This window comes from Roseofilum sp. (assembly GCF_982964205.1).
This window is the reverse complement of sequence record NZ_CEZBFX010000185.1, coordinates 1-5,656: the sequence shown is the minus strand read 5'-3', so window position 1 is coordinate 5,656 and position 5,656 is coordinate 1. Positions and strand designations below refer to the sequence as shown.

Sequence of the window (5,656 nt, the reverse complement as noted above, 5' to 3'; positions counted from 1 at the left end):
CTCCCCCTATGATTTGGCTCCTATTAATGAGTGGTTCTGGGTATTTATCGAGTTTAATGAAGTCATCAACGCCGAATGGATGCTTGGTAGGGCTGTCCTTAGCAACTGGAGGAATGATATCGATATTCGGCATTTTCTGGCGTGGGAAAATACTCCATCAGATTCAGAAGTTGATGAGGTTATACAGTATTTCGGTGGTTAATTTCTGGTTGCATCCTTATGCAGAATTGATCGAAGCAGAGGATTGGATAATGGACAGGATCAGGTTGTATAGTTCACAAAAAGCGGGGTCATTTAAACCTCGCTTTTAACGCTTTCTATTGTTCCGTGACATCTCTGATCTCAGCGGATTCTTCTGGATGCCGACCATAGGGCATATTTCGGCGTTCTGAAGGGGTAGCCCCGGTTTCAAAGAAGGCGCTAGAGCTTTCCCCAGATCCAACAAGTCCATCTTCTACTACTCTTCGGAACCGCTTAAATTCCTTGAGTCCTTTGGGGTCATAATTTGCATCATCTTCATCCGGAACTATGCCTCTTTTTTCTCGCTCTTTGGGAGCAGTAACGGAGTGATAGGCGTATTTCGCGCCAAAGTCGACAAGATAACTTGCAAGCTTATCCTTGATGCCATCCCGATGTGTCCCGACACCGATTGTATGAGCTACTCGAACAATCGAATAAATATTGCGAAGGTAGTAAAACTCCTCTGACAAGTCTGTTGATTTCTCTACATCAAAATAAATGCTCTTGACTGCCATTTTTGAAGGCTCAAGAAATGCCCTTAGCTCCTCATCTGGTCCAGGATATTTCTCCTTCCAGTCCTCCCAAGAGATGGCATTGTTGGGGTCGTTGTCTGTTTCCGGCAGGGTAAATTCTGCCTGTAAGTAATTTTTGACTTCCTCGTAGTCAACCCCTGTCCATTTAAGGAGTTGATCGAGAATATTCCTTGCCTTATAAGCTTCTTCTCTGGCTTTGTAGGTTTCTATCAGGCACTTCATCAATAAGGCTTTGCTGTTCCCTTCATCGTCTTGTAGGTTCATCACCATCTCAAGAATGACCTTTATGGCTTCACCTGGGGTAACCATTTCAAACTCTTCAGGGATTTCCTCGCCTGATTTTTTCGCCCCTTCTACAAGATGTTCAGGGACTTTAATCTTCATGGGGAATTCATCCCCAAACATGGTATCCACCGCTTGAATAAAATAAACGATCAAGTCGGGGATAGAACCTAATTTTTTCTTGTCTCTGCCCAGAACACTTCCCAACCACCCAACGGGGGTATCCATAAATGGATGGGCTGGCATTTCTATCTCGTCATAGTCAGCTCCTGTCCACTTCTTAATTTGTTTCAAGTCTTTGATTATTCGGTCTTGGTTTCGTCTAAGTGTATTGCAGCAATCCACGTCTTTACCTTTATGTATGGGTGACATTCTCAAGGGAGGTGGGTTTAATTCCGCCTCCACGTAGAAGTAGAAATTGTAGCCAGACTCAGCCTTGGATGTCGACCGGTTCGATCTGTGAGGCCCGTCCCACGAGCCGTCCTCTCTCCTGTTGTAGGTAGCTCTGATTGGGCTGTAAAAATCGCCGGCTGATTTTTCAAAGAAGACAGCCAGCTTCTCGTTGAATAGCTTTTCAGCCATTTTAAGGAACGCCATCCAGTGCCCACGTCCCTCAAACCAGATTCTCGGTTGTCCTGTCGGGTCTGTTGCCCATCCATCATTTAAGTGCCCGCCATCTTCTAGGTAGAAGTAGAAGAACATCACTTTGCTATCAGGAAAAGCAGGACTACTGTAAGAATTTCCTTTGCAAGCATTCACCCCCACGCTAATGTAAATCTTAACCTTTTTATCCGGATTGTGATTGATAAGAATTCTTTCCGGTAATAAAGGTGGAATCCAGATTCCTTCTGGTTGAGGAACGTCGTATTCAGGGGGGGAGGTTGGGGGATTTCCGCTGTGTGTATTTTCTCCTAGTCCGGTTCCGGTATCTCCCCACTCCAGATGTCCCCAACCGGTTGTATCAAGTTCCGAATCTTTGGGTGGTTGGTATGTTACGCCTCCATCTCCTAGGCTCTCGATATCTTTTTCTGGCTCTCCTGGACTGGTGTAAGGTTTAGGTATTTTGGGCTTTGGAATTTTTGTTCCTGAAATATCATTCCAGGTCTGTACATGTCTCCCCATATCTCTTTGGAAGTCGGGGGGAGAAGAAAAGTGTTCGATTGCCCTTTCCAAGGCTTCAATCACAGTCTTCAATCCAAGAATTTTACGCCCGCCCCTCAGGATACTCCCTCTTCCTCGTGGTTGCCTAGCTCTGGTCTTTTGTGGAATGGTCATAGGTTCGCTTGTGGCATATCAGCAAATGCATCATTGAGAAATTCATCAATTGCTTCATCATATTGTGGGTCGCTGAGATTTTGCCACAACGGAAGGGTCAGTGAGCGGCGACTGACTTTTTCGTTGCGAGAATCGTAGAGCCTAACCCTCCCGTTCCTATCAGCGCCTGTCCGGAAGAATGTCACTTGATAGGGATAAATTCTGATTTTTTTCTTGTAGTTTCGGTTGTTCTCATTTTGCCTCTCCGTTTTTTTCTGAGTTCCGCTGGAATTGGCTATAATATCTGATGCAGAAAATTCCATTAAATCTCTTACTATGTCCTCTGCAACTCGTTCAGTTTCAGCCCATAGCAGTGTCGAAGATCCACAAGATAGTTTGCACCAAAATTTGGAAGGTCCGCTCACAAATCCCTGTATTCCTCCTGCTGCCTTCTGTAATCCTCTCCATGTAATTCCGGTTTTTTTGAGGTCGGGAATTGTTAATGTTGATTGCTTGAAGTTCTGTCCTTTAATTCTAAACGGTTGAGTGACTTTTGAATACCACAAAATCACAGCACTAATGGTGTGGATTTTTTTCATTTGATATTGGGGTGCGGGTTCTCCGATATACTGCCCGATATCCTTCCCATATAGCAGTTGGTAGTTGGCGAGAAAGGATGTTGCTTCCTGGCGGACAAGATTTTCCCTTCCATAGAGGCGGAAGATTTGCCCATCTTCTTTATTCGGAATAATATCCATCACTTTATTCTCTCCCAGTACCTGCTCTTGAATGGATGTGCTTTGCAGGGCTTGATAGCTGTCGATCCCACCAGCGATAACCATAAGTGCCTCATGGCAGGAGTCGCCGAATTCCTCAAAGAATTCATCGACGAAATTCCGGATATAGCGATTAGGGATTTCATCTATTCGATCTTGCTTCCATTTTGCAAGGGAAATAACTTCGCCTCCTGGTTTTCCCCAGCTTTCCATAATTTCTTCAGTTTTCTCCCCAAATATTCGCTGTACCCATTTCCTGTTTTTGATGAGCCGTCGAGCGCCTTTATAGACTTGCTTGAAGGCATTCTCCGCGATGATATCGATTACCCGAAAACCAACCTGTGACCAAACTTGTAATAACTCCTCTTTGGCTTCCTCGCCTAATTCTGCTGTGACGGACATTGCCATCGCGGGATCGATTTTCATCAGGACAGCGCTACCAATGCCGCCACAAACCCCCCACCCAACTGAAGCCCCAAAAGCGCCACCTAACATTCCTGCAAGTGACTCTAAATCGGCTTGTAATTGCTCGTCAATAGCTTCATCTGAGATATTCCAATTGAATCTCCAAAGGTAGGTTACGCCCTGCCATAGCCAATCGAATACTTTGCTGGCGTTTATGCCAAGCTTGCCTCCTAACCACTTAATTCCACCCCAAATTCCACCAGCTATATTTCCAAGTCCCTTCCATAGTTTTCCAAGCGATCTTCCCAATCCTGAAAAGATGTCATCCCATCCTTTCATGGCGTTTTCCCGTGATTTCTTCCAGGCTTCAGTGAAGCCCCTAGTGTAAGTCTTTATTTTTCCCATCTTGTTAGGTTGAAGTGACTATCTAATTATAGAAAGACAGAAGCTGAAGATGGCTTGAAAGGCTTCAGCAAATTGGAGATGGCGGAGTATAATGAAGGAGATTGACCCCCCTCTTTCCTCTTTTGGCAATTAGCAATGGAAACTACAGGGCAACTACTGAGAGAAGAAAACGTTAACCTGATGTTGCTGGATCAGCTTGGACTTCGATCTAAGAAGCTGATCGAAAAGATAGAAGATGCCCGAAAACGACCTACTGGAACTAATCAAAACTCTACACGCAACACAGGCGACACAGAACAACGAACTACGTCGGCTGAATATAATTATTGAGAGGTTAAGCACTAACCAAAAGATCCTAATAGAGGAGCGGAAAGAGGATAAAGCTGAATACATCCGGCAATTGACGGAAAAAGAGAAGGGGTTGAATTCTCGGCTGGATGAAATAGAGGAGAATACTAGGGATTTGGAGAAGTGGGTGGACAAAGCTAAGGCGAGGATTTCGTTGATCGTTGCAGTTTCAATCATAGCTATCCCGCTTATTTTTTCACTTTGGCAATCTGGGAGATGATTGTTTCTTTAAAATAGTAAAGCCCGGTTAATACCGGGCGATCTCTACATCATGTACATCAAAAGGGTAGGGTTTCACTTTAACAGAAATCTCCAGATCGCTACTCTAGTCATTGTCAATCTTTCTTCGCATCTCGTTCAGTTCTGTTTCTATCGGATCGTCGAATTCTGGTGGCATTTCCACTGTCATTGTGGGAACTTTTCCTTTGCGTCTGGGAAGAGTCCGACGATTTCGGTTAAGGTTGGACCGTTTACGGACCCGTTCTCGATGTCGGTGAAATAGGACGCGAAAATGGTAGCAATAGGCAGACGTAGTTAGAGCAATTAGTCCAGCGATTTCTAGTTCTTCATCGGTCGGGTAGACCGGGTAATCACTAAACAGGACTTGAGGATTACTCCCAAGTAGGAACATCATAGCGAAAAGCGTTCCAACAAATAAAACCCCTACATCTCCCACTCCTTCTATCCAGTTGCGAGCGACAGGGATGAACGCAAGTGCTTTTTGTTGTTTTCCGACCCATTTATCTCCTAGTTGCCGCTCTTGGGCATACAGAAGTAGGGGAAATAGAATTAGGGACATTACCAATGCCATTACGCCAATTAGACCAGAAATCACAGAAATGATCGGATTCTCAACTAAGGAGATCGTAAAGAATAGCGCCGAAAACCCAAGACCTATCGGTACAACCACAATGAAGGCCCATGCAATCAGGCTCGCTATAGACCAAGTAAATAGAGACCTCAACCAACAGCTAGGGAAGGGGAACCAACGCGGATATTTCATCGTAGTCACCGAATGTCATAAGAGTATCCTACGGCCAAAACGCCTCCGCTTGCCTACGAAGGCGATCGCCCTTAGCGCAACGCGTCGCCATGGAAAAGAACCGATCGCCATTCACCTTAAAAAACGCTGCAACAAGAGTAGGCAGAGTATCGTCACAACCGTCACACCCTTGCTGGGTGGGCCTTCCAGTCACCACCGGTATCGTCACCGTATCGTCACGGGTATCATCACGCCCTTAGCGCAGCGCCATGAAAAAGCCCCGATCGCAGCAAGAGCGATCGGGGCTTCCTATGACAATCGGTGGTACGCGCCCCTCATCTCAGAAGCGCAAACCCTATTTTAGCCTCACCTCCAATCAAACAGTGGGATGGACGGGATTTCCGCCGTCCACAACCCCTGGTGACCCCGAA

General features: G+C 45.6%; 6 protein-coding genes. 3 read left to right on the top strand and 3 right to left on the bottom strand.

All coding sequences use genetic code 11. The features are described 5' to 3' along the window. Nucleotides 1-202, top strand: a 202-nt coding sequence (locus AC3A14_RS23845; protein ID WP_487779201.1) for a hypothetical protein, incomplete at its 5' end; no start/stop codon positions are given. A gap of 115 nt (nucleotides 203-317) precedes the next feature. On the opposite strand, the gene AC3A14_RS23840 is transcribed toward AC3A14_RS23845, so the two are convergent. Beyond that, entirely contained in the window at nucleotides 318-2,330 is a 2,013-nt protein-coding gene (locus AC3A14_RS23840; protein WP_318736105.1) for a hypothetical protein, read from the bottom strand. Further along, nucleotides 2,327-3,895, bottom strand: a complete 1,569-nt coding sequence (locus tag AC3A14_RS23835) for a hypothetical protein (RefSeq protein ID WP_318736104.1) — start codon at nucleotides 3,893-3,895, stop codon at nucleotides 2,327-2,329. Before AC3A14_RS23835 ends, AC3A14_RS23840 begins: the two co-directional genes overlap by 4 nt. 235 nt (nucleotides 3,896-4,130) lie before the next feature. Between AC3A14_RS23835 and AC3A14_RS23830 the strand changes: the two genes are divergently transcribed. Next, entirely contained in the window at nucleotides 4,131-4,463 is a 333-nt protein-coding gene (locus tag AC3A14_RS23830; RefSeq protein ID WP_318736102.1) for a hypothetical protein, read from the top strand. 105 nt (nucleotides 4,464-4,568) lie between these two features. Here AC3A14_RS23830 and AC3A14_RS23825 read toward each other — a convergent pair whose 3' ends face one another. Further along, a complete protein-coding gene (locus AC3A14_RS23825) occupies nucleotides 4,569-5,078 on the bottom strand; it encodes a hypothetical protein (RefSeq protein ID WP_318736099.1) in 510 nt (169 codons plus the stop codon). Between the two features lie 76 nt (nucleotides 5,079-5,154). Between AC3A14_RS23825 and AC3A14_RS23820 the strand changes: the two genes are divergently transcribed. Beyond that, entirely contained in the window at nucleotides 5,155-5,589 is a 435-nt protein-coding gene (locus AC3A14_RS23820) for a hypothetical protein (RefSeq protein WP_318736096.1), read from the top strand. Nucleotides 5,590-5,656: the final 67 nt, after the last annotated feature.

What these genes read in the sequence shown, in the direction of transcription:
- AC3A14_RS23840 (WP_318736105.1), bottom strand. Translation starts at nt 2,330, where the DNA reads ATGACCATTCCACAAAAGACCAGAGCTAGGCAACCACGAGGAAGAGGG.
- AC3A14_RS23835 (WP_318736104.1), bottom strand. Translation starts at nt 3,895, where the DNA reads ATGGGAAAAATAAAGACTTACACTAGGGGCTTCACTGAAGCCTGGAAG.
- AC3A14_RS23830 (WP_318736102.1), top strand. Translation starts at nt 4,131, where the DNA reads ATGCCCGAAAACGACCTACTGGAACTAATCAAAACTCTACACGCAACA.
- AC3A14_RS23820 (WP_318736096.1), top strand. Translation starts at nt 5,155, where the DNA reads ATGAAGGCCCATGCAATCAGGCTCGCTATAGACCAAGTAAATAGAGAC.